The organism is Exiguobacterium sp. s133, from assembly GCF_018618595.1.
In the GTDB taxonomy this organism is placed as follows: domain Bacteria; phylum Bacillota; class Bacilli; order Exiguobacteriales; family Exiguobacteriaceae; genus Exiguobacterium_A; species Exiguobacterium_A oxidotolerans.
In genome coordinates this window covers 1-24,991 of the sequence record NZ_JACSMK010000006.1, presented here as the reverse complement: position 1 = coordinate 24,991, position 24,991 = coordinate 1, and the positions used below count along the sequence as shown (strand labels likewise).

The window sequence follows — 24,991 nt, the reverse complement described above, 5'->3', positions numbered from 1 at the left end:
TGCATTTAAAATTGTAAGCGATAACCTTTTAAAAAGCTAGTCTTTTTTAATGAATAATTTGAAATTATATTTCATATAGTGAAAAACATTAAACTAAAATGTGTTTTGAAAATGAAAAGCGGGAATAAACTAAAAGTAGCATCGGGTAGGAGTAGCTGGGAGACGATAAAGGAGACTGAAAACTCATGAATCAAGCGATGAATCCACTTGCGAATTATGGAGAGCGTATCCAAACATTACGTGAGCGACAGAACATCGACCAAGAAAAGCTTGCGCTTATGACGGAAACAACGTTTGAGATGATTCAACGGATTGAGTCAAGTATCGCGCATCCGTCCGTTTCGATGATTGATCGCTTAGCGAAGGCGCTAGGCGTTCCTTATGAGCACCTCTTACGACATACTTGGTCAGCAGAAGCGATTCATGCTCAGGCAGAACGAGAAAAAATCGTGGATTTACCATCGAGCTGACGTTCATACACAGTCGATTAGATAGAAGAAAAGCCAAATTCTCGTGAAATGATCACGTCAGGAATTTGGCTTTTTTTGATGGTTTTCGGATTAACGGTTATCGACCGTTTCTGGATAAAGATCATGGTTGAACAAACGGTGTTCTGCCATTCTTTCGTATTTTGTACCGGGTTTTCCGTAGTTATAATACGGATCAATCGAGATGCCACCGCGTGGTGTAAATTTCCCCCAGACTTCAAGGTAGCGCGGCTCCATCAATTTGACGAGGTCTTTTCCGATGACATTGATGCAGTTCTCATGGAAATCCCCGTGATTACGATAGCTGAAGAGGTAAAGCTTCAATGATTTTGACTCGACGAGTTTTTCGTCAGGAATGTACGAAATATAGATGGTCGCAAAGTCCGGTTGATTCGTGATCGGACAAAGGCTCGTGAATTCCGGTGCATTGAACTTAACGAAGTAATCGTTCTCTGGGTGACGGTTCGGGAACGCTTCGAGCACTTCCGGTTGATATTCAAAAATATAAGGAACGGCCTTTTGACCGAGCAAAGATAAGTCGTTTAAATCTTCTGGACGCATGAATAGAACTCCTTTTTAAACGCCACGATCGTTCGCGAAAACGAGGGCGTGCAGTTGTGGTAGAACACGGGCATGATTAAATCGTTCATCTTGCGCAACGCGTTCCCATAAAGTTTTTAAGTCGGACAACATCCGCGGAGCAATCGTACCTTCTTCCGCCGGATCCGGATTACCGAGTGATAGATACAGTGTTTTTAACGCATATCGTTCAGAAATCGCTGCTGCGAAGTCGAGGTCCGCTTCGTCGAAGATGACGATTTTGACAGCACGTTGCAGTTCAGGGAGTCGTTTGAAGAAGACGTCGAGCCGATCGTAATCGACCGTCATGCCGCTTGACGGCGGCTTCGGACTGATGGTGACGTCTTCGATATCGAGTAACCAGTTTTGCCAATACGAACCTTGTGTTTCGACGGACATCGTGATGCCACGTGCCTTTAAGGCGTCGACGAGCGTACCGATTGATGCGTGGAGCAATGGATTCCCCCCGGAGATCGTCACGTGCCCATACGAACCGAGCGCATCGAGACGCGTCAGGATATCTTCTGCCGTCAGGAGGTCTGGTTTTTCTGATCCGTCCCAGGTAAAGGCAGAATCACACCAGGCACATGAATAGTCGCATCCGCCTGTCCGGACGAACATTGTTTTTTGTCCGATCGAACGACCTTCTCCTTGAAACGTTGGACCAAAAATTTCAAGAACGGGAATCTTTGGTATTTTTTTCAGTTGACTCATGCTTCATTCATCCATTCGCGGCGGACTTCAGCGAAGGCAGTCGGTGTCTCATATAACTTGACGAATTCGACACGGAGACCGCGTTCGTCCGGTAAATGCTGTCCGAGCGTTTCAAAAATCCAGGCCGACATGTTTTCTGCCGTCGTATTCATATAGGGAAGCGATTCGTTTAAATAACGGTGATCGAGCAATGGTTCGAGATGTTCTTTGAAGATCTTTTTCAGGTCACCAAAGTCAAGTGTCATCCCGCGGTGGTCCAGGAATCCACTGATTCCGAGATCGACGTGATACGTATGCCCATGCAAAGCACGGCATTTTCCATCGTAGTCATACAGGTGATGGGCAGCATCAAACGTCAATTTTTTGACGATCATGACGCGTGATTTTGTATAGATGAGCGAGTCGCCGGTCGGGCGCTCGACAGTTTCAGGTGCTTCATAGTTGAATTTCATGGGTAGTTCCCTCCTCGATGTAGGCGTCTAAGCCTTTTTTCCGTAATTCACAAGCTGGGCAGTCGCCGCAACCATCTCCGATAATACCGTTGTAACACGTCAGTGTCCGTTCACGGACGAAATCAAAAGCATCTAGCGAATCGGCTAGCGCCCATGTTTCTTTTTTATCGAGCCACATCAGTGGCGTGTGAATGACGAATGGATAATCCATCGCGAGGTTGAGTGTCACGTTGAGTGACTTGATGAAGGAGTCACGACAATCCGGGTATCCGGAGAAATCAGTTTCGCATACACCCGTGATGATATGGCGGATGCCACGTCCCTTAGCAAGGACGGCTGCGAAAGATAAGAACAGATGGTTTCGGCCATCTACGAATGTAGAAGGAAGTCCATCTTCGTTCGTCGTGATTGTTTGAGTGTGATCGGTCAATGAATTGCTTGTGAGTTGACTGAGGAGTGAGAGATCGAGCTCATGGTGTTTGACACCAAGTTCTGCTGCAATCGTTCGCGCGACTTCGAGTTCCTCGGCATGACGCTGTCCGTAGTTGAAGGTAACGACTTCGACTTCGGAATAGTTCGCGAGTGCCTGAAACAGACAAGTCGTCGAGTCTTGGCCGCCGCTGAAGACGACAAGAGCACGTTCATTTTTCATAGTTTACACTTCCATTCCTAGTTTTTGTGACGGAGGAGGTTACGAACTCCGGAGACACAGTCTCAACTATTCACACTAGCAGACGGGAGAAAAAAAGTCGACTCTTTCTCGCGTCAATCGTTGCGGGTTTCAAAAGATTCAGCCTCCTGTGACGCCTGCAGGGAAAAGCGCGCAGAGTCAGCGTCTTGAGTCGTGTGAATCTTTTGTTCTACGAAAAAAACCTCGAACGACGTCGGAGTCGTTTCGAGGTTCTTCATTATAATGGATAGTGGTAATAGCGTTCTTTGACAAGGAGGTCCCGGATGTTCGAGTCTTCCGAAATGACCTTCATCAGTCCACCTGTTTGAGAAGCGTGGGCTTCAAGTGCAGCAACTTTTTGATCCGTATATGCACTGACATCATGAATGAACGTACCTTCGCCAAGTTCGTCTTTTGTGTTGTTCGCAAAAGCGACGGCAAGAAATTCAGGACGATCGGCTTCGTCGATTGCGCGAAGGGCACGAACGACAGCACGTGCTGTTGCTTCGTGGTCCGGATGGACGGCATAGCCCGGATAAAATGAAATCACGCGAGTCGGACGTGTTTTTTGAATCAACTGTCCAATCCGTTCAGCGAGTGCTGCTTCATCTTCGAATTCGACCGTCTTATCCCGTAATCCCCACATTTGAAGATCGGTAATCTGCATTTTTTCAGCTGCTGCGATTAATTCACGTTTGCGGATCGTCGCGAGTTGTTCCCGGTTCGTAAAGACGGGACGTCCCATGTTGCGTCCCATTTCACCGAGCGTCAAACAGGCGTACGTGACAGGTCCGCGGTTCGTTGCATGCTCGATGATTGTCCCGGCCGAGCTGAATGCTTCATCGTCCGGGTGAGGGAAGATGACGAGCAGGTGATCGTGTTCATTGTAAGCCATCATTCTACCTCCTCTGCGCCTTGAGCGAATGGTGTCGGGCTGAGCTCAAAAGCAATCGCGAGACGTCCTTCGACATCATGTCCCGCGATCAAGAGTTGCTCTCCCGCGAATTCATAATCGGTTAATCCTTCACCGTATAGCCATCCGTGGGCAAGTTTAAGACCAATCCGGTATGGACCGTTTCCTGTGATCAAGCCGCGTTCGTATGTGATTTCCGCATTGCGGAAAAACATCCCCGCACTGTGGAACGTCGGGTCTTGGTGCGTCGCATACGCACCGTTCGTTGTTTCGACATGGACGTAAAGTGGTGTGTTCGCATGATCGTCAATGTACTGTTGAACGACCTTTAAATCAAGTGTTTGCAATAGTATCTCTCCCTTCGAATACAGAAAGAAGCCCGCGAATCACTGCGCGGACTTCCTGAACGTGTTAAGACTTAACTGTACGATGTGCAGCATGATCAGTCGGACCGACATATTCATTCAAACGGAATGAGTTACGAATCGCTGCTGTGATAAACGATTTGGCAGTTCGGACAGCTTCTTCGACCGAAGCGCCTTTAGCGAGTTCTGCTGTAATCGCTGCAGAATACGTACATCCTGCCCCGTGCGTATATGGTGTCTCAATGCGTTCATCCTCAATTAGGATAAACTCTTTCCCATCATAAAGCACGTCAACTGCTCGAGGGTGATCAATCTTGCTGCCACCTTTAACGAGGACATATTGTGCACCTTTTTCATGAATCCGTGCTGCTGCAAGTTTCATCTCGTCAATCGTCGAAGGTGTTTTTCCAAGACCAGACAATTGTCCCGCTTCGAAAACGTTCGGTGTGACGACTGTCGCGAGCGGTGTCAAAATGTCACGTAAGGCATTCGCTGTATCCGGGTTGAGTACTTCATCTTCACCCTTACAGACCATGACCGGATCGATGACGACGTTGTTAACGCCTGATGCTTTAATTTTTTCAGCAATGACTTCGATGATTTCGACAGTCGGAAGCATCCCCGTTTTCATTGCATCGACACCGATTCCTCCGAGGACTGTATGGATTTGTGTCCGGACGAGTTCTGCATCGATTGGATAAACCGCATGGTGCCAAGCCTGATCAGGATCTTGCGCGACGATGACTGTCAGCGCGTTCATGCCGTAGACTTCAAGTTCTTGGAACGTTTTTAAGTCTGCTTGGATACCGGCTCCGCCACTCGTGTCAGAACCAGCAATCGTTAATGCTTTACGTTTTGTCATTTGGAATTCCTCCTAATAAAATAGCGCTACTTCTTTTTCTCATCATAGCGAATTATGACCAGAGCGACAACTGCGGCAACTTATGAAGTGTAAGTAAAACCCCCACCTCAAATGAACGAGTGGGGGACGAGACTATTTAATGAAAAGAAAATCAAGAATCGTATAAATCAGAGCGGCGAATGCCATCGAAATCGGTAATGTGATGACCCATGTGATCAGCATTCGTTTAGCCGTACCCCATTTAACGCCTTTTTTACGATGCGATGTTCCGACACCCATGATGGCAGAGGAAATCACATGCGTTGTTGATACAGGAAGGTGAATCGCCGTCGCACCAAAGATGATGGCAGCAGACGTCAAGTCAGCCGCTACGCCGTTGACAGGACGAATTTTCATGATTTGACCACCAACTGTTTTGATGATCCGCCATCCACCGACAGACGTCCCGAGTCCCATCGCGATGGCACAAGAGAGTTTTACCCAAAGGGCCACATCATGATCGGTCTGAAAACCAGAAGAAATCAGGGCGAGGGTGATGATCCCCATCGCTTTTTGCGCATCATTCGTTCCGTGTGTATATGATTGAAGGGCTGCAGTCGCAATCTGCATATGACGGAAGCGACGATTCGTCTTCGCCAAGTTCCCTTTTTTGAAAACTACTTTAAAAATGCCGTAGACGAGAAAACCGAGTGTAAAAGCAAGGATTGGCGAAATCAATAAGGCTTGGACGATTTTTAAGAAGCCTTTTGTTTCAATACCGCCGAATCCGACTGAAGCAACCGCAGCACCGGCAATCGAACCAATCAACGTATGCGAAGAACTGGACGGAATACCGAAGTACCACGTCAATAGATTCCAAGCAATCGCAGAGAGGAGAGCAGCGATGACGACATAACTTCCGTGTTCTAGTGTTGACGGGTCAACAATGTCCCCGGAAATCGTCTTAGCGACTCCAGTAAATGTGATTGCCCCTAAAAAGTTCATCGTCGCAGCAAGGATAATGGCGTGACGTGGTTTCAATGCACGAGTCGACACTGAAGTCGCGATCGAGTTCGCCGTATCGTGGAAACCATTAATGAAATCGAAGCCAAGTGCGAGAATCACGATTATAGCGGTGATGATAAACAGACTATCCATCTCGTTAGCTCCTCACTTATGCGTTTTTCATGATGATCGTTTCAATGACGTTTGCTGCGTCCTGGCAGTAATCGGCGATTGATTCGAGCGATTCATAGATTTCTTTATATTGAATGATTTTAATTGGATCAGTTTCAGTCGCGAACAATGCTTTGATTGATTTACGACGTAAGTCGTCACAAATCGTTTCTTGTTCTTTTACTTTGATGACATGTTCACGCATCGGTTGAAGCTTACGTGCGACAAGAAGGTCCATCGCTAAAGCGAGTTCGTTGACGGCGATATGAATCTCATCGACGAATTTAATCATATGTTCGTCGGCACGGACGATGTTATAAATCTCAAAAATCGCGGAACATTCTTCAAATCCATCGAGTACATCATCCAGTGAGTTCGCGAGTGCAAGCAAGTCTTCGCGATCAATCGGTGTGATGAATGCATTGTTCAAGTCGATGATCAATTGGTGCATCAAGTCGTCACCAGCAGTTTCAAAGTCTTTGACTTTATGCGCGAATTCTTTAACGTCCGCAATACCATTGATTTTAAAATCAACGAAAAACTGAGACGTCTGTTGCAAGTGTCCGGCAATCTCGGATAATTTCACTGCGAATGGATCTTGTTTTTTACTAAACATTTCTTCTGCCTCCATATTAAGAACAAGAATAGAATAGTGAAGTAACTTCACGAGTTCGATTGTATCAGACGTTATTGTAAAAGAATACAACTATGTACCGCGTTTACGAAAACTTAATAAAACTTAAAGTTAATAGGGTTGATAAATTAATAAATAATCTGGATAAAGATTTTTCAAGACTATTTTCTTTGTATTCAATGGGTTTTATCTGTGTTTTTGTTATTGTAATAGTAGGGAATAGAAGAGAAGCAGGAAAAATGTATAACAGAACGAATAAGTACAAAGGATAAAGAAGTAGGTTACAACACAAAGTGAAATAGAGGAGGACGTTTTGTATGCTCGTGCAAAGTTTATGTATACCAAAACACCAATGTATCAAGATTTCAGAGACGGCAACGCTTCGTGAAGCGTTAAAGACGTTAGAAGATACAGGATATCGTTGCGTACCTGTACTCGACCAGTCAGGTCAAGAATTTAAAGGAAATATCTATAAAATGCATATTTATCGCCATGGGATGAATGGTGGCAGTTTAGATGACAATGTCATGACACTCATTAAGAACACATCAAAATTCATCTATACAGCAAGCAATTTCTTTGAAGTCTTCTTTTCGATCAAAGAATTACCATACATCGCCGTACTAAATGATGACGGTCAATTCTTTGGTATTTTACCGCACGGGAAAATGCTTGGGATGTTGGAAGAGGCATGGAATCGTGATTCAGGAAGTTACGTGTTGACGATCGCACTGAGTGAACAAAAAGGTGCTCTTGAAAAAATCGCAAAAATCGTCAACAAATACTCGACGGTTGCTAGTCTCATGACACTTGATGCCAAAAGTAGTGTCATGCGTCGTGTTCTCATTACCCTTCCGCTTGATTGTGATGAGAAAACAAAAAATAAAATCGTGAAGAAATTGAACGAAAAAGGGCTTCGTGTCGTCGCTGTCGAAGACTTGGAACTTCGTGTATAATTAAAAAGGAAAATACGAAAAGGACCTGGCACAACAGGTCCTTTTTTGTTGTGGGAGGAACGTTATGAACATTTTAATGGTTGGTGCAGGATCGATGAGTGAATCGTTGGTCAAAGGATGGATTGATTCAGGAATTGCGCCCGAATCAATTACGATGACGAATCGTGCAGATCGTAAGCGTTTATCAGAGCTCGCTAATGAACATGGTGTTCAAATCATTGAAGAAGAGAATATCGAGTCATTCGATATCGTCGTCTTAGCCATGCAACCTGACGGCGTACTGGAATACGTAGAGCGTCATGAGTGGACGAATCAACTGCTTGTTTCTGTCGCAGCACATATCACACCGGATGAAATTGAACAGATATCAGGTTGCGGTGCAGTCTGTGCGATGCCGAATACACCGGTCGCTTTTCGGACAGGGATGACAGGGCTTTGGTTCGGTCATCAAGTAGCGATGGAACAAAAACAATTGGCGACGGAACTTTTTCTACGCGTCGGTGAGGTGGTAGAAACGGATGAAACGACTATGCCGTTCTTAATGGCTGCTGCTGGCTGCAGTCCGGCTTTCTTCTATGAAATCGTAGGTGCGATGACTCCTGTTTTGACGGAAGCCGGATTTGAAGCACAACAAGCGCGACGGATCATCGCCCAAGCAATGAAAGGGTCGGCCGAACTTTTGCTTCAAGACGATCGACCGACTGAGGCATTGATTGATGATGTCGCGGCGGAGGGTGGACCAACTGATCGTGGGGTTCAAGTGTTACGTACGCATGAATTGAAGAAAATAATGCGAGCGGCATTAAGTGAGAGTGCACGCGAAGCGTAAATCGAACGACTTTAGGCATATTCCGTCACGGTTCAGACGAGAATGTGTCTTTTTTCGTAAAAATTGAAAACGTTTCACGTGAAACATGCATTGACGGTTGCATTATCAAATGAAAATTCGTATAGTGAAGAAATAAACCGTCTGGACGGTATAGTAAAAGAAAGGAGGTAACGTATGGTTAGTGCGAAAGCGTTAGAAACGAGACGGCGAATCACTGACGCGACTGTTCAAGTCATGATGAGCCGTGGGTTTCCGCAATTGACGTTAGAAGAAGTCGCGAAACAAGCGAATGTTTCTAAGGGTGGCTTATTGTATCATTTCGCTTCTAAAGAAGAGTTGCTGATGGGTGTGATTGAAGAACAAGAATCCCGTCAGTTTAAGCAGTATCAAGAATATCTGGATCAAGGTTTAGGTCAGATGGAAGCGTTTGTCACGTTACAAGCGAATCACGAGGAAGAGTTTCACTTGGATATCGATACGGTCTTGTTTTTGTTATCGTTCTTGAAAGAAAATGAAGCGTTTGTCGAAGAACGAAAAAAGCAAGTTAATCAGTTCTTTAATCAATTGATGGAGAGCGCTGATCCGGTCGAAGCGATGATGATTCGATTCGTATTAGATGGGTTGAAAATGTCGGAGCACTTTAAGTTCGCTCAGCCGTCAAAAGCAGAGCGTCAACAATTGGTCGAGCGTCTATTAAAACGGGCGCGCGAAATCGACCAAGCTTCAGATAAAGAGTAAATATGAAATAAAAAACAGAGAGAAGGCGAATAATTACCATGAAGCGTATCATTCAATTTTCAGTGAATAATAAATTTGCTCTTTGGTTGCTGACGATCATCATCACCGTCGCTGGGATTTATGCAGGAACGACGATGAAACTCGAAACGCTACCAGACATTACGACACCGACTGTTTCGGTAACGACGATTTATCCAGGGGCGACGCCTGAACAAGTCCTTGATGAAGTCAGTCGAGAACTCGAAAGTAAGGTCGAAAATCTAGGAGGCGTCGAGACGGTCCGATCGACATCTTTCCAAAACGCCTCAAATCTACAAATCGACTACAGCTTCAGTACGGATATGGATGAAGCAGAACAACAAGTCAAAGAAGCATTAGCGAATGTTGAATTACCAGAAGGCGCGCAAGAACCAAATGTCTCACGGATTTCATTCGATGCTTTCCCCGTTGTCGGTTTCGCAGTATCAGACGAAAAACGTTCACTCTCCGAGTTGACGAAGCTCGTCGAGACAGAACTTCAACCGAAACTTGAAGGGATCGAAGGCGCTCAAACGGTTCAAATCGCTGGGCAAGAGATTCGTCGGATTGAAATTCGATTCGATGATGAAAAGCTACAGCAATATGGATTGACAGAAGATAACGTCAAGCAACTGATTCAAGCGAATGATTCGCGTTTAGCACTCGGCTTATACGAGCTTGGTGACAAAGAGCAAGCTGTTGTGCTTGATGGAAAAGCTACGACGGTCACAGAATTAAAAAATCTTCGTTTGCCTTATACGCCGCAACAGGCAGCAAGCGATACACCGGCAGCTCCTTCACAAGCTCCGACGACGCCACAAGCGCCAACAGAAGGACAAGCACCAACAGAAGGACAAGCGCCAACACCAACACAAGTCCCGACTGTTAAATTGTCTGAGCTCGCAAAAGTAGAAGATAAAGGAATCGAAGAATCGATTTCGCGGTCGAACGGTGAACGTTCAATCGGAATTCAAGTGACGAAATCACAGGATGCGAATACCGTCGATGTCGTCACTGCCGTCAAAGAAACGATTCAAGATTTTGAAAAAGAAAACGGATCGGTCAAAACGTCAGTCACACTCGACCAAGGAAAACCGATTGAAGAGTCTGTCTCAACGATGATCAGTAAAGCCTTGATTGGTGCATTATTTGCGATCATCATCATCCTTTTATTTTTACGCAACTTTAAATCGACAATCATTGCAGTCATTTCGATTCCGTTGTCGTTACTGATGGCGATTCTTGTCTTGAAACAGATGGATATCTCGTTGAACATCATGACACTTGGTGCGATGACGGTCGCAATCGGTCGTGTCGTCGATGATTCGATCGTCGTCATCGAAAATATTTATCGTCGCTTAACGGATCCCGGCGAAAAACTTAAAGGTAAAGCCTTAATCATCGATGCAACACGTGAAGTGTTCATTCCGGTCGCATCATCAACAATCGTGACGATTGCTGTTTTCTTACCACTCGGGTTCGTAACAGGATTTGTTGGTGAACTGTTCCTGCCGTTCGCACTGACAGTTGTCTTTGCATTATTCGCATCGCTGATTGTTGCCGTAACAGTCGTACCGATGTTTGCTGACTCACTGTTCAAACGTGGGAAAGCACCGAAACCGGAAAAAGAAGATGGCGGGAAATTAGCGAGCTGGTACCGTGGCGTGTTGAACTGGTCCTTGAACCATAAATTAATCGTCTTCGGTCTTGCAGTCTTAATGCTTGTCGGAAGCTTTGCTCTCGTACCGGCGATTGGGGTCAACTTCTTGAATCAAGAGAGTGAAAAAACGTTTTATGTGACGTATAATCCGGAACCAGGTCAAACGCTTGATGACTCGCTTGAGGCAGCGGATCAAGCTGAAGCTTATTTTGATAAACAAAAGAATATCGACAATCTCCAGTTCACGGTAGGAGGCGAAAATCCACTTAATCCGGGAAATACGAAACAAGCGGTCTTCATCGCCCAGTATGATCCAGATACAGAGGAATTCGCAGACGTGAAACAACAGGCAGTGAAAGACTTGAATGAAGCCATCCCGACTGGAGAATGGAAAGAACAAGACTTCAGTGGTGGTGCCGGTTCATCTGGTGTTTCGTATTCAGTCTTCGCGAATTCAATCGAAGATCTAGAAACGATCACACCGAAGTTCGTTAAAGCAATCGAAGGTGAATCAAAATACGTTCGGAAGGTAACGACCGACTTAAAAGATTCATATACGCAGTACACGTTTGAAGTCGACCAACAAAAAGCTGCCGAGTTCGGTGTGTCGACAGCCCAACTCGCGCAAGGAATCGCTAACGTGCAAGGCGTCGAAAAACCACTTTCTACTATAAAAGTAGACGGGAAAGAATTGGACGTCATCGTACCAAACGAACAAACGACGTACGACTCGATTGATGATTTAGAAGAAGCCGATATCACGACGCCGCTCGGTGTTAAAAAGTTATCTGATTTCGTCTCTGTCAAAAAAGGCACGACACCGGACTCGTTAAATGAACGAGACGGGAAACTCGTCGCAACCGTGACGGCAGAACTGAAAACAGATAAAGCGACGGAAGCATCACAAGCAATTGACGATGCTGTCAAAACAATTGACCTTCCGACAGGTGTTTCTTACAAAGTCGGTGGGGTGACGGAGCAGATTCAAGAATCGTTCACACAACTTGGTCTTGCGATGGCAGCAGCAGTCGCGATCGTCTATCTCGTTCTTGTCGTGACTTTCGGTGGAGCATTGACGCCGCTCGTCATCTTGTTCTCACTTCCGTTCGCAATCATCGGTGGTTTACTCGCCCTATTGATTACTGGCGAAACGATCTCGGTTTCCTCACTAATCGGAGCCTTGATGTTGATCGGAATCGTTGTCACGAATGCAATCGTCTTGATTGACCGTGTCATTCATAAGGAAAATGAAGGTCTAGCGACACGTGAGGCCCTGCTCGATGCAGCAGGCACACGACTTCGTCCTATCTTGATGACGGCACTCGCAACAATTGGTGCCTTATCACCACTCGCCCTCGGTCTAGAAGGCGGCGCGTTGATTTCGAAAGGACTTGGGGTCACGGTCATTGGTGGGTTAACGAGTTCGACGTTACTCACACTTCTCATCGTCCCGATTGTCTATGAGTTCTTAGCACGTTTTCGGAAAAAGAAGTCAATCGATTAATTGATTTCAAACAAAAACCTCTCTGAAACAGGAATTATAGAATGGCTTCATAAAGCCGTTCTATAACCTGTTTTTTTTATTTTGTTACAAAAGTATTACAGGAAGGCATTCCTGTCAATAAACTGTAACACGAGCGATGGAATCAAAATGATAGGATAAAAACAGAAATTATCTGACAATTTAATTCGTTTTACATAACCGTCAACTTTACTTAAAAGGGGATTAGTAAAAGATGAAAGTATCGCTCTGGATCCGTTTATTTATACTCGTGACATTAGTCGTTAGCAGTTGGAGTTCCGTCCCACAAGCAACCAAAGCAGCATCGGTAAAAAAAGTAGTCGTTTCAGTCGATGTGTTGAATATCCGTTCGAAAGCCACGGTCAGTGGGAAGAAACTCGGTCAGCTGAAGCTCGGCCAGTCAGTCACTGTCACGAGCAAAACCTCAAACAACTGGTATCGGTTGCGTTATCAAGGTAAGACAGCGTACATCGCTGCGATGTACACGAAGAGCTACAATAAAAAAGCAACAGCGGGACTCTCAAAAACAGGTGCGACGATTGTATCTGTCGCTGAAGGGTTAAAAGGACGTCCATATGTCTTTGGTGCAACGGGTCCGACGAGCTTTGATTGTTCTGGATTCACAAGTTACGTTTACCGTGCGCTCGGTAAATCTTTACCACGTACGGCAGCCTCACAATATGCAGCAACGAAACGGACGGCACCAGCAGCCGGGGATCTCGTGTTCTTCACGCATGGCAGTGGCATCCAGCACGTCGGTATTGCAGTCGATGGTTCGACGATGATCAATGCTAACTCGTATTATGGTCAAGTCGTCAAAGAATCATTCCGCGGTGGGTATTGGGGATCGCGTTACGTCGCGGCAGGAACTTTATAAGAACAAGACAAACACCCGCTCTTGTGCGAGACAAGAAGCGGGTGTTTTAGTTCTCATTCTCAATCAGCAAAGGGAAGATGTGCCGCAGTATTCCCCATCCGAAGGGTTGCCGGGATTTCGATTTGTAACGGTTGTTTCGTGACATCACGCGTTACGAGCGAAAAAGCTTGTTGACCAATTAACGCATAAGGAATCGCGATCGTTGTCAAATCGAGCACTTCTGCGAGGTCACTGCCATCGAACCCGATAACAGATAGGTCCTCCGGGATACGGTACCCTCGTTTTCTGAGCGCGATGATCAGTCCGGCAGCGACGTGGTCACTCGTCGTCATGATAGCGGAAGGGCGCTGTTTCTGACTGAGCCAATGTTCGGCGACGCGGGTACCATCTTCAATCGTCAACGTTTGCTCATACACCCAATCATTCGAATTAGGTTCGACGAGGTCGTGATAGGCTTGCTTGCGGGCGCGGCTATTCGTACTATCAGCCCGTCCAAGGCAAATACCGATCTGGTGGTGACCGAGTTGCTGGAGTGCCGTCAAGCCTTTACAAAACGCAGTGTAATGATTGATATAGACGGATGAGACATATTCATGCAACTCGCAAAAGACAATTGGGCCGTATTGTTCGTACGAAAGAATTTCAGAGACGGCAAGACTGTGTGAGACGATGATTAAGCCGTCGACTTCACGTTGCGCAAGCGCGCGTAAAACAGTTCGTTCATGTTCTTCGAAATAGTTCGTTTGCCACGTTAAAAAACGATAGGCGTCCTCGAAGGCACTTTTAGCGATTCCTTGAAGAATCGCGGCATGATAGGGATGGTCGACGAACGGTAACATGACGCCAATCGTTTTCGTCCGTCCAGTCGAGAGATGGACAGCTGTCTGATTTCTGATGTAGCCGAGCTTTAAAATGGCTTCTTTGACGGCACGCCGTTTTTCTTCAGCGACATAAGGATGATCGTTGAGGACGCGTGAAACCGTCGTCACGGAAACGTTTGCTTCGTGAGCCAAGTCACGAATGTTCGTCATTCAAAATCCCTCCTATCCTTAGCTAGATAGTTGTTGTTCGAGTTGAATCCAGTGTTGCTTCGTGATCGGTCCGGACGACGAATCAGAGCGTTCGATTTGCTCCGTAATTCTTTCGAGAAGCTTCATTTTTTCAGCCGGTTTTAAATGGGGATATTGTTCAATCAAGGTATGTTTGCAAAGGTAATAACCGGTCGGCGTCCCGAGCTGCTCAATCGCAAGTTCGAAGGCGACGTTCCATTTGTAGAGACGTTTTAGTCGTGTATGAAGCGACATATAGAAGACCTCCTTAGTAGTGTATACCATGACGATAGACTATGGAACGCGTTCCACGGCAAGAACAATTTCAAGAGGAAGAAGGCATGAGGATTTTGACCGCAATTGACCAATGTAAAAAAGAGGACTATGATTATTTGCGAATCAAGATAAAGAGGGGCGAACGTAAAATGGAAGCGACAGATTCGAAACTAGCACTAAAATTGCTCGTAGTCTTATCGCGAACGATGCATGCTGTGACGGAACAAGTAAAAGCAGACATCAAGACCCATCAATTGAATCCTTCAGAATTTGGTGTGCTTGAGTTGTTGTATCATAAAGGCGATACACCGCTCCAGCAAATCGGCGACAAGATTTTATTGACGAGTGGAAGTGTCACTTACGTAGTAGATAAACTTGAAAATCGTGGACTACTAGCACGCAAATCTTGCCCGACAGACCGTCGCGTCACATTCGGTACGTTGACTGAGGCAGGTCAAGCGTTGATGGAAGAAACGTTCCCGAAACATGAAGCATTTTTGATGGACTTATTCAGCGACTTGACGGTTAGCGAAAAAGAACAATTGATTGATCAACTTAAACGAGTCGGGTACCGGGCAGATAATTATACGCATTCTGAAAAAGCGTAATGCCAGCCGATCCATTCAATCTAGATGGAATGTCACCGAAAGGTGAGATTTCATCTTTTTTGTTTGTCTTTTCATAGAGTTAATACTTTGAAATCAAACGAATTGACAAATGAAAATGATGTTGGTATGTTTAGTTACAGAAATTACTTTAAATAAAAAGGGGAAATAAAAATGACTAAATTACTTTATGTAACTGTAAACCCAAAATCTACGGAACATTCGTTCAGCCTTCAAACAGGTGAAGCGTTCCTTGAAAGCTATAAAGCAGCAAACCCGAATGCAGAAGTAGAAGTACTTAACCTCTACAGCGAAGACGTCCAAGAAATCGATACAGACGTATTAAGTGCATGGGGCAAATTCGCGACAGGTGAAGAGCTTTCAGAAGTCGAAATCGCTAAAGTCGGGACAATGACGAAACACCTCGAGCAGTTCATGGCAGCTGACGAATATGTTTTCGTTACACCAATGTGGAACTTCTCATTCCCGGCACGTCTCAAAATGTACATCGACAGCGTTCTTCTTGCTGGAAAAACTTTTGCCTACACAGCTGAAGGTCCAAAAGGATTGATGGAAGGTAAAAAAGCACTCCACATCCAAGCAACAGGCGGCGTTTACACAGGTTCTGGTTTGAACTTCGGTGACGATTATCTCCGTCAAGCACTCGCATTCACAGGTGTGACTGAATACGACGCGCTCTTCATCGAAGGTATGGCGATGAACCCAGAAAAAGCAGAAGAAATCAAAGAAGAAGCAATCGCAAAAGCAAAAGAACTAGGTCGTGCGTTCTCAACGGTCAACGCGTAAGTTAAAAAAATCCCTTCGTCCGAATGACTGGACGAAGGGATTTTTTTGATTAGATGTGTGATTTTTTACGTAGAACAAGCAATGCAAACAAAACGAGGTCCTTCAGTTTCTCGAAACCGCGAGGGTGTGTCGAAATACGGTAAAGCCATTCTAGTTTTAGTTTGCGGAACACTTTAGGGGCTCGTTTGCTATGACCGGACCAAACATCGAAGGCACCACCGACCCCGATGAAGATGCCGCGATCGACGAGATCATAAACGGAAGCAATCCATTGTTCCTGCTTGGGTGCTCCGAGCGCGACAAGGATTAAATCAGCCTGTGCAGAGCGAATGGCGTCGGCAGCTTCCTGATCCTTACCGAATCCATGAAATGTCCCGACGAACTGGATATTCGGAAAACGGATCGATAATTGTTTAATCAACGATTTCATGACTTCCGGGCGACCTCCGAGTAAGAAGACACGTTTGTGTAAATTGTCAGCCGTTCGCAACAATTCCCGTGCCGTTTCAATTCCAGGAAGCGTCGCCTGCAACGGGTTGCCTAGACGTTTACTGGCGGCAGTCACACCGATGCCGTCTGGTGTGATGAACGTCGCTTTTTTCAAGATGACGTTGTATTCCGGATCACGTAAAGAGCGGAGAACGAGCTCAGGATTTGCCGTCACAAGAAAAGCTTTTTCATTGTCGTGTAAGACTGTTTTAATATGGGTATACCATGTCGATGGTGTGGCATTGACGAACGGTAACCCGAATAGTTCTGTTGTTTGAATCATTGTTAATCCACCTCATTTTCCATCATAGCAGAACCCATCTAAACAAACAGGGTCCTAAGACCGAAAAAGGAGTGAAGTTGTATGCATCCTGCTTGGCAAACAATTTTAAAAGAAGAAAAAGAAAAAGAATATTTTCAACAACTTTGGTCGTTCGTTCAATCGGCCTATCAAGAGACAACAGTTTATCCGGAGAAGGATCGGATTTTTCATGCGTTTGATGCGGTCGCACCGTCAGCCGTTCGATGCGTCATTTTAGGACAGGATCCTTATCATGGACCTAATCAAGCGAACGGATTAAGCTTTTCCGTGAACGACGGGGTCAAGATTCCACCGTCGTTACGAAACATGTATAAAGAACTTGTAACCGATTTAGGATGCACGCAACCAACGACCGGAAATCTCGAAAAGTGGTCGGATCAAGGGGTGTTCCTCTTGAATACATCGTTGACGGTCGAAGATGGGAAGGCTGGATCTCATGCTAAAAAGGGCTGGGAGCCCTTTACTGACCGAGTAATCGAAGTACTCAGTGCACAGGAGGAACCGATTGCGTTTATTCTTTGGGGAAATCATGCAAAAAGTAAGAAAGTATTAATTGATACCTCGCGTCATCTGATAGTGGAGTCGGTCCATCCGAGTCCGTTATCGGCGAACCGTGGTTTTTTTGGGAGTCGGCCTTATTCGCGTGTCAATCAGTGGCTTGAAGAACAAGGGCGCCAACCGATTGATTGGTGTATCTCATGAAACGGAAAATATCCTAACCAGGATTAGACGGTTGATAAACGAACAGGGAATTCTGTTTTGGGTAGGAGGTTCACTAAAAAAGCCGAATGATTTCCCCCTTTTGAGTGCGGGAAGGCATTCGGCTTTTTTGTAGTTATCACATCGTCATCTGAAAACTCAATCCATCATGAATTGTTCGATGACGAGTGCGATGCCGTCTTCATCGTTTGAAGCCGTCATATGCTGAGCGCGCTCTTTGACGGTATCGGCAGCATTTGCCATCGCAACACCGAGGCCTGCCCATTCAATCATCGATAAGTCGTTGTTGCCGTCCCCACAGGCGATGACGTCTGCTTGTTTAATACCAAGGTGACGAGCGAGAAGTTCCAAACTCGTACCTTTCGTCACACCAGCTTCTGTGAACTCAAGGAAGAAGGGTTTAGAACGTGCGACTGCGAGTTGACCCGCAAGTTCGACTTGAAGTTGTTGTTCGACTTCCGCTAAGCGTTGTTCTTCAGCAAGCATCAGACATTTGACGACTGGCTCTGTTACGGAAGCTTTAAAGTCCGGTACCGTGATGACGTCCATCCCCGTCAATTGACCTTCAAGCGTCGTATACTCGTTCGGTGTCTCCGTAAAAATTTCGTGACCGACGTACGTATGGATATAGATGCCTTCACGACGACTTAAATCGTAAAGCCCATGAACCGTTTCCGGGCTGAGTGTACTCGAAAACAGTGATTCGTTTGTCTGACAGTTGATGATGGATGCACCGTTGAAACTAAGGATGAAACTTCCGTAACGTTCGAGTTCAAGTTCCTTCGCTAAATCAGTCATCGCATAAGTAGGTCGTCCGCTCGCGAGGACGACTTTTTTTCCACGACGTTGTACGTCGAGTAGTGCCTGTTTCGTTTTTTTGGAAATCGTATGGTCGCTCGTCAACAATGTATCATCAAGATCGAGCACAATCATTTCGTAAGCCATTCAGTGTAAGCCCCTTTCAATTATCTGTTCTATCGTATCAAGTTGCCTCCTATTCGACAATATACTCTCCTTAGGAAGAGTATGATACAGTTTGATTAGAGCACGAATGGAAAGGATTCAACCACTATGAGATATGTTGCCATTATTTTATCGACCCTATATTTAGCAGGATGTGGCCTGAGCCTGCCGCACCCTGCGACCTTACTACAGCATCCGGCCCTACCGAAATGGGAGACTGCATTAAAGGAAAAAATTGAGCACGACCTCCCGGAACGAGCAGAAATCATCGCCCCCCGAAACCAGTCGATATCACGGTTATATGAATTGATCGACCTGAATCAGGACGGTCATCAAGAAGCGGTCACCTTTTATCGGACTGAAGTGAACGGAGACTTCCAAATTCATTTATTGGTTCACGAGCGTAAACAAGAGAGTTGGTCATTAAAGGTACGACGACCGATTGCAGAAGGAAAGGCAATCGACCAACTGCATGTTGTGTTGAATCCGATGAAAACGTCTAATCAATTAGTGATTGGTATATCGAACCTTGAGACGAACACGGTTTATCTCTTAAAAAATCTCCTTCAACCAACGGCAGACATTACGAAGGTAGATACATACGATCGAGTCACGATTGCTGACTTAAATCAAGATCAGCAACAAGATATGCTTCTTTTGAAAAAAGGGCGACCGGCAAAAGTGATGTACTACAAGGATGTGTTAAATCCATCTGATCGCCAGGCGATGTCTTTGACGACAAAAGAGGGTGACTTGTTCGCGGATCATGATTTGTTTGAAGTTGATTCGATTGATGTGTCTAAAAAAAGAGGATTGCTCATTTCTTTTACACGTGATGCCGCGATGCATGTGGCGCTGTTTCAACTGGACGAAGGTCGGCTTGTGCAGCATACATTCGGCAATCAAACAGAGATCATCGAACCGATGTATACGTATCCGAAAGACGTCGATAAAGATGGAATCGTAGAGTTTGCACACCAGTACACACCAAAAAACAGCAGTGGTCCGATTGGTGAGGACAAACCGCGTATCACGGCCTATTACACATGGAACGGCTTGGACGTGGCGCCTTTTCTCGAATCGGGATTTGAACTCCGAGAAGAACAATACATCGATTTAGAATACAATTTCGTCATGCGCTTCCCGGCGCGCTGGGCGACGCGAGAGACGATTGATAAAAAAGATAATCGAATCCGCTTCATCAATCAGGAGACGAATGGGATTGATTTCGAAATCGAAGTGATTCCGAAGAATCAGTACATTGCCAGTCCACAAAAAAAGAAAATCAAAGAAGGCATTGACTACGTTTATGTCGTGGATGTCACAAAATCATATGAAGAGTACGCAGCAAACGTAACACTCGTCGAATAGAGTAGAAGTAGGAGGAAGCGAACATGACAAAAATATTAGTGGCTGAGGATGAACACGCAATTCGAAGTTTCATCGTCATTAATTTAAAACGGGCAGGATATGAAGTGAGTGAAGCGGAAAATGGCCGAGAAGCGTTAGAACAATTTAAACAAGAGACATTCGATATTATGTTACTCGATATCATGATGCCTGAAGTCGATGGATTTGCTGTATGTGAGCAAGCACGGGCGCAAGATGAAGTCGTCGGGATCATCATGTTGACAGCGCGGACACGTGAGGAAGATAAAGTCATGGGGCTCAGTGTCGGGGCGGACGATTACATCGCGAAGCCGTTCAGCCCGGCCGAATTACTGGCCCGGATTCAATCGTTGTTACGACGCGTCGAAACGTTACGTCGTCGGAAGCAACCACGCGAGCTGATTTCAGGACCATTCCGGATTGATCTTGGCGCGAAACGTGTCCAAAAAGGAGGCGTCGATGTCGAAGTGACGCCGACAGAGTACGATTTACTTTGTCATTTCATTAAAAATGAAGATCAAGTCATGTCACGGGATGAATTGCTTGATGCCGTCTGGGGAGAAAACTATTTCGGCGATCGAAAAACCGTCGATGTCAACATTCGTCGTCTTCGTCAAAAAATTGAAGAAAACCCGGCTGAACCACAGTTTATCGAAACGTTGTGGGGGCATGGCTACAAGTGGCGTAACGAAAAATGAAACGACAGATATTGATGCGGTTCATGACGATTATTACGGTGACCGTTCTGCTCGTCATCGGGATTTTATCGTTTGTGACCTATAACTATTATTATGTGACGGCGACAGACGTCTTGAAGCGGCATGCGAATGCGAGCGCTGTCTTATTCGCAAATAGTGGCTTGGCATATGACTACATGGATTCAGATGCGACGATTCATGACGTCCTCGATTCCTATGCGTATGAAGATGCTGAGATTGAGGTGCTGGATGCGAAGGGCGTCCCCCGCTATTCGTCGACTGGCTTCATCTCAAAACGAAAATTAGTGAACGAAGAGATTACACAACTCCAAGCTGGGGAAACAATAACGAAGCGTTATGATGATGCTGCAACGGATGAACATCTGCTTGAAGTGACAGAACCCGTCGTCTCTTTCGGACAGACGACAGGGGCGTTACGTTATACGACGTCACTCAATCAAATCGATCAACGGGTTATGGAGATTTGTTTAGCAATCCTTTTGCTCGGAATCCTCATTTGGGGGCTCGCCTATATTTATTCTTCCCGACTCGTCTCCTCGATCGTCCGACCGATTCAAGAAGTCATCGGGGCGTCAGATCAAATTGCAAAGCAACATTACGACGTTAAAGTGAATGAGGCCTATACGTTCGAACTGGGAGAACTCGCGCGGACGATCAACTACATGGGACAACAGATCAAGCAACAAGAAACGTTGAAAGATGAATTTATTTCTGGGATATCACATGAGTTACGGACACCGCTGACTTCAATCAAAGGATGGAGTGAAACATTGCTCGCAGAGAAAGAGCGTCTACCGGAAGAAGCCTCGCTCGGTATGGGCATCATCCACTCGGAGACGGAACGACTGATTTCACTCGTTGAACAGTTACTCGACTTTTCGAAGCTTGAGACGAGTCGCCTCGTCTTATACCGTCAGGAAGTCAACTTGACGGAAATCATCGAAGCCGTCACGGCTCAACTGCGTCAAAAGGTCGAAGAAAAAGAAGTCACCATCGTGCGGAAGTTACCAGCACAAGTCATCGGTCTCTACGACGAGAATCGACTGAAACAAGTCTTCTTGAACCTCTTAGATAATGCGATTCGTTTTTCGCCCGTAGGTGGCGAAATTACAATCCGTCTCGTCCGTTCAGAACGTGTGCTCTTTTTATCCTTTAGTGACGAAGGACCAGGAATCCCGAAAGAACATTTACGTCATGTCACGGAGAAATTTTATCAAGTCCAAAAAGGAAAAGGTGGGACCGGGCTGGGTCTATCGATTTGCCGTGAACTCGTTGAAGCACATGAAGGAAAACTATTTATCGATAATCAACCAGAAGGTGGTGCTATCGCGACAATCTTGCTTCCGGTGACGAAAGCATAACAGGGGAGTCGAATGAGAAGCGCTTTCGAAATCGAACTGGTAAAGTAAAATGGGAATAGTATTTATTTTTTTCAAGAAATGAAACGGAGGAATCAGACATGGCACTTGGCGTCTCAAATGGAGCATTAAGTCTGCTAAATGGAAAACCGAACGCAGTATCGACACAAACGGATCAACAAGCGTTAAAGATGGACCCATTACCGTTCAAAGGTACGATGAAAGATTCGAAATTCCAAGTCATGCGGATTTTGCAAAGTCTCGATCGAGTTAAAATCGTGAAAGAAACACCAGACTATATCCATGCTGTCTTCTCGAGTAAGTTTTTCCACTTTAAGGATGATGTCGAATTTTATTTTGATCAGTCGACTCATCTTGTTCATTTCCGGTCTGCCTCACGCGTCGGTTACTCCGACTGGGGCGTCAATCGAAAGCGGATGGAAGATATCGTTAACCGTTATCAGAAGGAGGAGTCACAATGAAAAGTTATCAACTCGTTGTTATCGGTGGTGGAGCAGCAGGCATGACTATTGCAGCTGGTGCTGCAAGTCTTGGTGCGCACGTCGCTTTGATTGAACGTCATACGCATCTCGGTGGAGATTGTTTACACTACGGGTGTGTCCCGTCAAAAGCGTTGATTGAAGCAGCACACGATGTCTATGTCATGAAGCAGACTGCTGAAAAATATAATGTCACATTAAATGGTGACGCGGTCTACTCGAAAACGAAAGCGAGCGTCGACCGGGCACGAAACATCATTCAATCACATGACGGAACAAAACGGTTCGAAGACTTAGGCGTAGATGTCTATATCGGTGAAGCGAGTTTCCTCAGTGCAAACGAAGTCGAGGTAGCAGGACAACTTGTTGTCGGGGAAAAATTTGCAATCTCGACAGGCTCGCAACCAATCATTCCGCCAATCGATGGTCTTGATACGGTTCCGTATTTGACGAACGAAACGATTTTTGAACAGACGGAGCGTCCAGAACGTCTGCTCGTCATCGGGGGCGGCGCAATCGGGATGGAGCTGTCGCAAGCCTACGCGCATCTTGGAACAGAAGTGACGGTCATTGAAGGTGCAAAATCACTGATGCCGAAAGAAGATAAAGGCATGGTTGAAGTCTTGCAACGCCAAATTGAGCAAGAGCTTGTGTTGCATCTGAACACGACGGTGACGCAAGTTCGAAAAGCGTCAGGTGGGATTGAAGTCACGGTCGAAACGGATGGAGAATCACGTGTCATCGAAACGGATGCCGTACTCGTCGCTGTCGGACGTAAACCGCGGATTGAAGCCTTACGCCTCGATCGCGCCGGTGTTGATGTGCAAAAAGGGTACGTGCAAGTCGACGCATCACTTCGGACGAGTCAACGGCACATCTTTGCTGTCGGTGATACGATTCAATCGTTACCATTCACACACGTCGCGGGTCTTGAAGGTAAGACGGTCGTTACGAACGCCTTGTTCGGTTTACGGACGAAGCCCGATTACCGTGCCGTCCCGTGGGTCACATTCACGACGCCTGAGCTGTTCCATCTTGGATTGACCGAAGAAGAAGCACGCGAAAAATATGACGAAATCAAGGTTTATCAAACAGGCCTCGATGAAGTCGATCGTTTCGTCATCAATGGTCGGACAGAAGGTCGCGTCAAATTGATTGCGAACAAACGTGGTAAACTAATTGGTGCTCATGCGATTGGGGAGCAAGCTGGCGAGTGGATGCAAGAAGTCGTTTATGCGATGGCTCGTAAAGATAAAGTCGGTCAATTGTCACGTGTCGTCCACCCGTATCCGATTCGTGGTGCGGCTGTGCAACGTGCGGCTGATCTTTACTGGCGTGAGCGTCTCTTTGATGGTCCATTGCCGAAATGGTTGAAACGATACTTTGACTGGAAACAAGGAGAATGATTCATGCAAGAACCTGCTAAACGGCGTAATTTTGTGCCGGTCGTCATTATTTTGACGCTCGTCATCAACTTACTTGTCGCCTTACTTTTTTTCGCGCCACCGCTTCAGGTGAGTGATGGCTTTGATTGGACGTTGTTACCGTTTTTCAATGCGATTTTTAACAGTTTTACGTTCATGCTCCTACTTGGAGCATGGATTTCGATTCGTCGTGGAAACCGGATCAATCACCGTCGTTTCATCGGTGGTGCCATGACGACGACGACACTCTTTTTAGTTTCTTACGTGACGTATCACGCCGTGAGTGAGTCGACGAAGTTTGGCGGCGAAGGATTCGTTCGCCCGGTCTATTTCTTTATTTTGATTTCGCATATCATTTTGGCAGCGGTTATCGTGCCGCTCGTCTTGATGTCGCTCGCACATGCGCTCAATCAAAATTTCGAGAAACATAAAAAATGGACACGTTTTACGATGCCGCTCTGGCTGTATGTCAGTCTGACGGGTGTCATCGTCTACATCATGATTCGTCCATATTACTAAAAATGAATGTTCGAGTTAAGTGGGTCTTCACGCAGCTTGTCTGTGTTTGGGACTCACTTTTTTTGTTCCTCACTTAGTGCAATGTGAATTGCTTCTTTGAAGACAAGGCGAGAAAATTGACATTATTCCTGCAGCATGTTCACGCTTCATAAAAAGGTTTTTACAGTCTAAAGGGATTGCTCATCAATGTTAGATGGCAATCCCTTTAGACTGTAGACAACGTGCTATCGTGACATTAAGCGTCTTTTTTCGTTGCTTTCCTCGGGCGAGGCGCAAGCCATTGCTCCTTGATCCTAGCGGACAACGAGTAGGGTCTTGCCTGCCTCTGAATGAACTGCTCCCCGTCAAGTAGACAGGTCAAATAATATAAATTTTTTAAACGGCTTGAGCCCTGAATTCCAGCGGACTTAAGCCGTTTA

Annotated in this window: 28 protein-coding genes; 15 read left to right on the top strand and 13 right to left on the bottom strand. The window is 45.8% G+C overall.

The window, feature by feature from the left end; translation table 11 throughout:
* Positions 1 to 185 precede the first annotated feature (185 nt).
* On the top strand, positions 186 to 470 hold the full coding sequence (locus KNP96_RS09600; RefSeq protein WP_214770156.1) for a helix-turn-helix domain-containing protein: 285 nt from the start codon (positions 186 to 188) through the stop codon (positions 468 to 470).
* A 90-nt stretch (positions 471 to 560) separates the two neighbouring features.
* Here KNP96_RS09600 and queF read toward each other — a convergent pair whose 3' ends face one another.
* The 9 genes from queF to KNP96_RS09555 form a co-directional block, all read right to left on the bottom strand.
* On the bottom strand, positions 561 to 1,049 hold the full coding sequence (gene queF / locus KNP96_RS09595; protein ID WP_029332033.1) for a preQ(1) synthase: 489 nt from the start codon (positions 1,047 to 1,049) through the stop codon (positions 561 to 563).
* A 15-nt stretch (positions 1,050 to 1,064) separates the two neighbouring features.
* Positions 1,065 to 1,781: a 7-carboxy-7-deazaguanine synthase QueE gene (queE, locus tag KNP96_RS09590; RefSeq protein ID WP_034801026.1), complete on the bottom strand. Its 717-nt coding sequence runs from the start codon at positions 1,779 to 1,781 to the stop codon at positions 1,065 to 1,067.
* Positions 1,778 to 2,233 (bottom strand): 6-carboxytetrahydropterin synthase QueD, encoded by a 456-nt coding sequence (queD, locus tag KNP96_RS09585; protein WP_029332031.1) that lies wholly within the window; start codon positions 2,231 to 2,233, stop codon positions 1,778 to 1,780. The genes queE and queD overlap by 4 nt, the downstream gene beginning before the upstream one ends.
* Positions 2,217 to 2,885 carry a 7-cyano-7-deazaguanine synthase QueC gene (queC, locus tag KNP96_RS09580; RefSeq protein WP_088838180.1) on the bottom strand — a complete coding sequence of 223 codons (669 nt, stop codon included), beginning with the start codon at positions 2,883 to 2,885 and terminating at the stop codon, positions 2,217 to 2,219. The genes queD and queC overlap by 17 nt, the downstream gene beginning before the upstream one ends.
* A 256-nt stretch (positions 2,886 to 3,141) precedes the next feature.
* Complete coding sequence (gene bshB2, locus KNP96_RS09575) at positions 3,142 to 3,798, bottom strand: bacillithiol biosynthesis deacetylase BshB2 (protein ID WP_353048339.1); 657 nt, start codon at positions 3,796 to 3,798, stop codon at positions 3,142 to 3,144.
* Positions 3,798 to 4,163, bottom strand: a complete 366-nt coding sequence (locus KNP96_RS09570) for a YojF family protein (protein WP_088838178.1) — start codon at positions 4,161 to 4,163, stop codon at positions 3,798 to 3,800. The genes bshB2 and KNP96_RS09570 overlap by 1 nt, the downstream gene beginning before the upstream one ends.
* Before the next feature lie 64 nt (positions 4,164 to 4,227).
* Positions 4,228 to 5,043, bottom strand: coding sequence for a bifunctional hydroxymethylpyrimidine kinase/phosphomethylpyrimidine kinase (locus tag KNP96_RS09565; protein WP_088838177.1), 816 nt, complete (start codon positions 5,041 to 5,043; stop codon positions 4,228 to 4,230).
* Between the two features lie 132 nt (positions 5,044 to 5,175).
* The gene (locus KNP96_RS09560; RefSeq protein ID WP_088838176.1) at positions 5,176 to 6,180 is read right to left on the bottom strand and encodes an inorganic phosphate transporter; all 1,005 of its coding nucleotides are present in this window, start codon (positions 6,178 to 6,180) and stop codon (positions 5,176 to 5,178) included.
* Between the two features lie 16 nt (positions 6,181 to 6,196).
* On the bottom strand, positions 6,197 to 6,814 hold the full coding sequence (locus tag KNP96_RS09555) for a DUF47 domain-containing protein (RefSeq protein WP_029332023.1): 618 nt from the start codon (positions 6,812 to 6,814) through the stop codon (positions 6,197 to 6,199).
* 335 nt (positions 6,815 to 7,149) lie between these two features.
* Here KNP96_RS09555 and cbpA point away from each other — a divergent pair, with 335 nt between their 5' ends.
* The 5 genes from cbpA to KNP96_RS09530 all read left to right on the top strand — a co-directional run bounded on the left by cbpA (position 7,150) and on the right by KNP96_RS09530 (position 13,432).
* The gene (gene cbpA / locus KNP96_RS09550) at positions 7,150 to 7,788 is read left to right on the top strand and encodes a cyclic di-AMP binding protein CbpA (protein WP_088838175.1); all 639 of its coding nucleotides are present in this window, start codon (positions 7,150 to 7,152) and stop codon (positions 7,786 to 7,788) included.
* A 64-nt stretch (positions 7,789 to 7,852) separates the two neighbouring features.
* Positions 7,853 to 8,617, top strand: coding sequence for a pyrroline-5-carboxylate reductase family protein (locus KNP96_RS09545; RefSeq protein ID WP_088838174.1), 765 nt, complete (start codon positions 7,853 to 7,855; stop codon positions 8,615 to 8,617).
* 174 nt (positions 8,618 to 8,791) lie between these two features.
* Positions 8,792 to 9,355 (top strand): TetR/AcrR family transcriptional regulator, encoded by a 564-nt coding sequence (locus KNP96_RS09540; RefSeq protein ID WP_088838173.1) that lies wholly within the window; start codon positions 8,792 to 8,794, stop codon positions 9,353 to 9,355.
* 38 nt (positions 9,356 to 9,393) lie between these two features.
* On the top strand, positions 9,394 to 12,537 hold the full coding sequence (locus KNP96_RS09535) for an efflux RND transporter permease subunit (protein WP_088838172.1): 3,144 nt from the start codon (positions 9,394 to 9,396) through the stop codon (positions 12,535 to 12,537).
* Between the two features lie 232 nt (positions 12,538 to 12,769).
* A complete protein-coding gene (locus KNP96_RS09530) occupies positions 12,770 to 13,432 on the top strand; it encodes a C40 family peptidase (RefSeq protein ID WP_088838171.1) in 663 nt (220 codons plus the stop codon).
* A 59-nt stretch (positions 13,433 to 13,491) separates the two neighbouring features.
* On the opposite strand, the gene KNP96_RS09525 is transcribed toward KNP96_RS09530, so the two are convergent.
* Entirely contained in the window at positions 13,492 to 14,463 is a 972-nt protein-coding gene (locus tag KNP96_RS09525) for a LacI family DNA-binding transcriptional regulator (RefSeq protein ID WP_214770153.1), read from the bottom strand.
* Between the two features lie 18 nt (positions 14,464 to 14,481).
* The gene (locus KNP96_RS09520) at positions 14,482 to 14,736 is read right to left on the bottom strand and encodes a hypothetical protein (protein WP_214770150.1); all 255 of its coding nucleotides are present in this window, start codon (positions 14,734 to 14,736) and stop codon (positions 14,482 to 14,484) included.
* A gap of 170 nt (positions 14,737 to 14,906) precedes the next feature.
* Between KNP96_RS09520 and KNP96_RS09515 the strand changes: the two genes are divergently transcribed.
* Together KNP96_RS09515 and KNP96_RS09510 are read left to right on the top strand one after the other, a co-directional pair.
* Positions 14,907 to 15,365, top strand: a complete 459-nt coding sequence (locus tag KNP96_RS09515) for a MarR family winged helix-turn-helix transcriptional regulator (RefSeq protein ID WP_088838529.1) — start codon at positions 14,907 to 14,909, stop codon at positions 15,363 to 15,365.
* Between the two features lie 171 nt (positions 15,366 to 15,536).
* Positions 15,537 to 16,169 (top strand): NAD(P)H-dependent oxidoreductase, encoded by a 633-nt coding sequence (locus KNP96_RS09510; RefSeq protein WP_029332013.1) that lies wholly within the window; start codon positions 15,537 to 15,539, stop codon positions 16,167 to 16,169.
* Between the two features lie 49 nt (positions 16,170 to 16,218).
* Here the strand turns inward: KNP96_RS09510 and KNP96_RS09505 are convergent, their stop codons facing one another.
* Positions 16,219 to 16,941: a WecB/TagA/CpsF family glycosyltransferase gene (locus KNP96_RS09505; protein WP_088838168.1), complete on the bottom strand. Its 723-nt coding sequence runs from the start codon at positions 16,939 to 16,941 to the stop codon at positions 16,219 to 16,221.
* Positions 16,942 to 17,022: 81 nt separating this feature from the next.
* Between KNP96_RS09505 and KNP96_RS09500 the strand changes: the two genes are divergently transcribed.
* Complete coding sequence (locus KNP96_RS09500; protein WP_088838167.1) at positions 17,023 to 17,682, top strand: uracil-DNA glycosylase; 660 nt, start codon at positions 17,023 to 17,025, stop codon at positions 17,680 to 17,682.
* A 156-nt stretch (positions 17,683 to 17,838) separates the two neighbouring features.
* On the opposite strand, the gene KNP96_RS09495 is transcribed toward KNP96_RS09500, so the two are convergent.
* Positions 17,839 to 18,645 (bottom strand): Cof-type HAD-IIB family hydrolase, encoded by an 807-nt coding sequence (locus KNP96_RS09495; RefSeq protein ID WP_214766381.1) that lies wholly within the window; start codon positions 18,643 to 18,645, stop codon positions 17,839 to 17,841.
* Between the two features lie 126 nt (positions 18,646 to 18,771).
* Here KNP96_RS09495 and KNP96_RS09490 point away from each other — a divergent pair, with 126 nt between their 5' ends.
* From KNP96_RS09490 to KNP96_RS09465, 6 genes are all read left to right on the top strand, one after another.
* Positions 18,772 to 20,034 carry a hypothetical protein gene (locus KNP96_RS09490; RefSeq protein WP_214770147.1) on the top strand — a complete coding sequence of 421 codons (1,263 nt, stop codon included), beginning with the start codon at positions 18,772 to 18,774 and terminating at the stop codon, positions 20,032 to 20,034.
* A 23-nt stretch (positions 20,035 to 20,057) separates the two neighbouring features.
* The gene (locus KNP96_RS09485) at positions 20,058 to 20,750 is read left to right on the top strand and encodes a response regulator transcription factor (protein WP_088838164.1); all 693 of its coding nucleotides are present in this window, start codon (positions 20,058 to 20,060) and stop codon (positions 20,748 to 20,750) included.
* Entirely contained in the window at positions 20,747 to 22,132 is a 1,386-nt protein-coding gene (locus KNP96_RS09480) for a sensor histidine kinase (protein WP_088838163.1), read from the top strand. The genes KNP96_RS09485 and KNP96_RS09480 overlap by 4 nt, the downstream gene beginning before the upstream one ends.
* Positions 22,133 to 22,230: 98 nt before the next feature.
* Entirely contained in the window at positions 22,231 to 22,611 is a 381-nt protein-coding gene (locus KNP96_RS09475) for a DUF1499 domain-containing protein (RefSeq protein WP_088838162.1), read from the top strand.
* Complete coding sequence (locus tag KNP96_RS09470) at positions 22,608 to 24,035, top strand: dihydrolipoyl dehydrogenase family protein (protein ID WP_029332004.1); 1,428 nt, start codon at positions 22,608 to 22,610, stop codon at positions 24,033 to 24,035. Before KNP96_RS09475 ends, KNP96_RS09470 begins: the two co-directional genes overlap by 4 nt.
* 3 nt (positions 24,036 to 24,038) lie before the next feature.
* A complete protein-coding gene (locus tag KNP96_RS09465; protein ID WP_088838161.1) occupies positions 24,039 to 24,572 on the top strand; it encodes a DUF420 domain-containing protein in 534 nt (177 codons plus the stop codon).
* Positions 24,573 to 24,991: the final 419 nt, after the last annotated feature.

Excerpts from the sequence above, each read along its gene's own strand:
- KNP96_RS09600 (WP_214770156.1), top strand. The coding sequence starts at position 186 with ATGAATCAAGCGATGAATCCACTTGCGAATTATGGAGAGCGTATCCAA.
- queF (WP_029332033.1), bottom strand. The coding sequence starts at position 1,049 with ATGCGTCCAGAAGATTTAAACGACTTATCTTTGCTCGGTCAAAAGGCC.
- queE (WP_034801026.1), bottom strand. The coding sequence starts at position 1,781 with ATGAGTCAACTGAAAAAAATACCAAAGATTCCCGTTCTTGAAATTTTT.
- queD (WP_029332031.1), bottom strand. The coding sequence starts at position 2,233 with ATGAAATTCAACTATGAAGCACCTGAAACTGTCGAGCGCCCGACCGGC.
- queC (WP_088838180.1), bottom strand. The coding sequence starts at position 2,885 with ATGAAAAATGAACGTGCTCTTGTCGTCTTCAGCGGCGGCCAAGACTCG.
- bshB2 (WP_353048339.1), bottom strand. The coding sequence starts at position 3,798 with ATGGCTTACAATGAACACGATCACCTGCTCGTCATCTTCCCTCACCCG.
- KNP96_RS09565 (WP_088838177.1), bottom strand. The coding sequence starts at position 5,043 with ATGACAAAACGTAAAGCATTAACGATTGCTGGTTCTGACACGAGTGGC.
- KNP96_RS09560 (WP_088838176.1), bottom strand. The coding sequence starts at position 6,180 with ATGGATAGTCTGTTTATCATCACCGCTATAATCGTGATTCTCGCACTT.
- KNP96_RS09555 (WP_029332023.1), bottom strand. The coding sequence starts at position 6,814 with ATGTTTAGTAAAAAACAAGATCCATTCGCAGTGAAATTATCCGAGATT.
- cbpA (WP_088838175.1), top strand. The coding sequence starts at position 7,150 with ATGCTCGTGCAAAGTTTATGTATACCAAAACACCAATGTATCAAGATT.
- KNP96_RS09545 (WP_088838174.1), top strand. The coding sequence starts at position 7,853 with ATGAACATTTTAATGGTTGGTGCAGGATCGATGAGTGAATCGTTGGTC.
- KNP96_RS09540 (WP_088838173.1), top strand. The coding sequence starts at position 8,792 with ATGGTTAGTGCGAAAGCGTTAGAAACGAGACGGCGAATCACTGACGCG.
- KNP96_RS09535 (WP_088838172.1), top strand. The coding sequence starts at position 9,394 with ATGAAGCGTATCATTCAATTTTCAGTGAATAATAAATTTGCTCTTTGG.
- KNP96_RS09530 (WP_088838171.1), top strand. The coding sequence starts at position 12,770 with ATGAAAGTATCGCTCTGGATCCGTTTATTTATACTCGTGACATTAGTC.
- KNP96_RS09525 (WP_214770153.1), bottom strand. The coding sequence starts at position 14,463 with ATGACGAACATTCGTGACTTGGCTCACGAAGCAAACGTTTCCGTGACG.
- KNP96_RS09520 (WP_214770150.1), bottom strand. The coding sequence starts at position 14,736 with ATGTCGCTTCATACACGACTAAAACGTCTCTACAAATGGAACGTCGCC.
- KNP96_RS09515 (WP_088838529.1), top strand. The coding sequence starts at position 14,907 with ATGGAAGCGACAGATTCGAAACTAGCACTAAAATTGCTCGTAGTCTTA.
- KNP96_RS09510 (WP_029332013.1), top strand. The coding sequence starts at position 15,537 with ATGACTAAATTACTTTATGTAACTGTAAACCCAAAATCTACGGAACAT.
- KNP96_RS09505 (WP_088838168.1), bottom strand. The coding sequence starts at position 16,941 with ATGATTCAAACAACAGAACTATTCGGGTTACCGTTCGTCAATGCCACA.
- KNP96_RS09500 (WP_088838167.1), top strand. The coding sequence starts at position 17,023 with ATGCATCCTGCTTGGCAAACAATTTTAAAAGAAGAAAAAGAAAAAGAA.
- KNP96_RS09495 (WP_214766381.1), bottom strand. The coding sequence starts at position 18,645 with ATGGCTTACGAAATGATTGTGCTCGATCTTGATGATACATTGTTGACG.
- KNP96_RS09490 (WP_214770147.1), top strand. The coding sequence starts at position 18,772 with ATGAGATATGTTGCCATTATTTTATCGACCCTATATTTAGCAGGATGT.
- KNP96_RS09485 (WP_088838164.1), top strand. The coding sequence starts at position 20,058 with ATGACAAAAATATTAGTGGCTGAGGATGAACACGCAATTCGAAGTTTC.
- KNP96_RS09480 (WP_088838163.1), top strand. The coding sequence starts at position 20,747 with ATGAAACGACAGATATTGATGCGGTTCATGACGATTATTACGGTGACC.
- KNP96_RS09475 (WP_088838162.1), top strand. The coding sequence starts at position 22,231 with ATGGCACTTGGCGTCTCAAATGGAGCATTAAGTCTGCTAAATGGAAAA.
- KNP96_RS09470 (WP_029332004.1), top strand. The coding sequence starts at position 22,608 with ATGAAAAGTTATCAACTCGTTGTTATCGGTGGTGGAGCAGCAGGCATG.
- KNP96_RS09465 (WP_088838161.1), top strand. The coding sequence starts at position 24,039 with ATGCAAGAACCTGCTAAACGGCGTAATTTTGTGCCGGTCGTCATTATT.